Annotated in this window: 1 protein-coding gene; it reads right to left on the minus strand. The window is 70.6% G+C overall.

Annotated elements, in window-relative coordinates; all coding sequences use genetic code 11:
- Positions 1–851 (minus strand): condensation domain-containing protein (locus tag CR470_RS38215; RefSeq protein WP_257139078.1); only part of this gene is annotated, 851 nt, incomplete at both ends.

The raw sequence follows: 851 nt of genomic DNA on the forward strand, positions 1-851 counted from the left end.
GGTGTCGGTGCGCAGGACCAGCGTGTTGACGAAGAACCCGATCAGATCGTCGAGCGCCTCGTCGGTACGGCCCGCGATGGCCGTGCCGATCGGGATGTCCTGTCCCGCGCCGAGGCGCGACAGCAGGGCCGACAGTCCGGCCTGCAACACCATGAAGACACTGGATCCGCTGGTACGGGCCGTCTCCAGCACCTCCGCGTGGAGGTCGGACCCAAGCCGGAAGGACACGCGTCCGCTGCGTCCCGAACTCTCCGCGGGGCGGGGGCGGTCGACGGGCAGGGAGAGTTCTTCGGGGAGGCCGGCGAGGTTGTCGGTCCAGTAGGCGAGCTGCTGGGAGATGGGGCTCCGCGGGTCCTCCTCGAAGCCCAGCACCTGCTGCTGCCAGAGCGTGTAGTCCGCGTACTGCACCGGCAGCGGCGCCCAGTCCGGCGCCCCGCCGGCCCGTCGCGCCGCATAGGCGTCGGCCAGGTCACGCGCGAGCGGGGCCATCGACCAGCCGTCACCCGCGATGTGGTGCAGCACCAGGAGCAGGACGTGCTCCCGCTCACCCAGCTCGAACAGATGCACCCGCAGAGGCGGTTCGACCGCGAGGTCGTACCCGGTCGCGGCACCTTCCGCCAGCAGTGCGTCCAGTTCGGACGCTTCGGACGTGCGGATGTTCAACTTCGGCGTGGCGGTGGCGGGGTCGAGCACGACCTGGTGGGGGACGCCGTCGGTGTCGGGGAAGACGGTGCGCAGGCTCTCGTGCCGGCTCACCAGGTCGGCGATGGATGCCTGCAGCGCCGCGCGGTCCAGATCACCGGTCAGACGCATCGCGATGGGCAGGTTGTAGGCAGCGCTCTGCCCGTCGA

The organism is Streptomyces sp. rh34, assembly GCF_002551245.1.
In the GTDB taxonomy this organism is placed as follows: domain Bacteria; phylum Actinomycetota; class Actinomycetes; order Streptomycetales; family Streptomycetaceae; genus Streptomyces.